Origin of the sequence: Acidiplasma cupricumulans, from assembly GCF_001402935.1 — an archaeon.
GTDB classification, from domain to species: Archaea; Thermoplasmatota; Thermoplasmata; order Thermoplasmatales; family Thermoplasmataceae; genus Acidiplasma; species Acidiplasma aeolicum.
This window is the reverse complement of sequence record NZ_LKBH01000246.1, coordinates 1-1,129: the sequence shown is the minus strand read 5'-3', so window position 1 is coordinate 1,129 and position 1,129 is coordinate 1. Positions and strand designations below refer to the sequence as shown.

The window sequence follows — 1,129 nt, the reverse complement described above, 5'->3', positions numbered from 1 at the left end:
TATGATATTAAGAAAAATATTAAACCAGAATTAATTGAAAGTGTTGAGAATAGCATAAGTAATATGATGGGAACATACATTAATATAAAATTATATGCATAATATGCCTTTAAAATATCTCTTTTTTTTAATGGTATATCCAGTAAAAAATCACGGTCGGATTTATTTGTATACAAATTTGAGAACATAACAATTATAATGGCAATTATGGAGATTAAAAGTGTTGCAATTTTTTCCTGATGGATGTTAATATTGGCTGAATAAAATGTAAATAAGGCTGGAATGACCATTAATGTTACAATTATTATCAGGATATAGTAGCCCAAAGGAATTTTTGTTTTTAAAAATAATCTTGTCAATGTATATTTCATGACATCATCCTTGCTATCAAACTTTCTATTGTCTCATTACCTGATTTCATTTCCTCGATTTCCGATAATTTTCCATTAAATATTATATTACCATTATTTATCATTATGATATTTTCCGTAAAATTTTCTGCAATTGACATCACATGAGTTGAAATTAAAAATGTTGAATTCATTGTTTTAAAATATTTTATAATCTTTTCCTGTGTTGGTATATCTATGTAATTGAATGGCTCATCAAGAAGAACAATTTCAGGATTATGTATTATTGACAATGCCAGGGAAAGTCTCTGCTTTGTTCCCCTTGATAGATTTGACACCATGGAATTTAAATAAGAACCAAGGCCGAATAGGTCTATTAAAAATGAAATTCTTTTTTCTAAATCATTAACTTTCCTTAAAGACCCTATGTAAAGCAAATTTTCCTTAACTGTTAAATTAATATACGGTAACGCCTCCTCGGCAAGATATCCTGTAATTTTTTTTGCCTCATCGGACCCTGGTTTATTGCCCTTTATTGATACATTTCCTGCATCAGGGCTTATAAGGCCGGAAATTATTTTTAATATTGTACTTTTTCCTGCACCGTTTGGACCTATTAATGAATAGCTTTTATTGCATTCAAGTGAAAATGAAACATTATTTAGGGCATATTTATCTCCATATTTTTTTGTTACCGAATTGAATTCCAGGCATTGCATAAAGTTATAATATATAACATAATAAATATTTTTTGATTGAATTCGAATGTAATTATTTAT

The 1,129-nt window shown here is 27.8% G+C and carries 2 protein-coding genes; both read right to left on the bottom strand.

Annotated elements, in window-relative coordinates:
- On the bottom strand, nt 1–371 hold a 371-nt coding region (locus AOG55_RS06665), incomplete at its 3' end, for a hypothetical protein (protein WP_156318791.1).
- A complete protein-coding gene (locus AOG55_RS06660; protein ID WP_054964355.1) occupies nt 368–1,069 on the bottom strand; it encodes an ABC transporter ATP-binding protein in 702 nt (233 codons plus the stop codon). The genes AOG55_RS06660 and AOG55_RS06665, both read right to left, overlap by 4 nt.
- Nucleotides 1,070–1,129 lie beyond the last annotated feature (60 nt).

Excerpts from the sequence above, each read along its gene's own strand:
- AOG55_RS06660 (WP_054964355.1), bottom strand. The coding sequence starts at position 1,069 with ATGCAATGCCTGGAATTCAATTCGGTAACAAAAAAATATGGAGATAAA.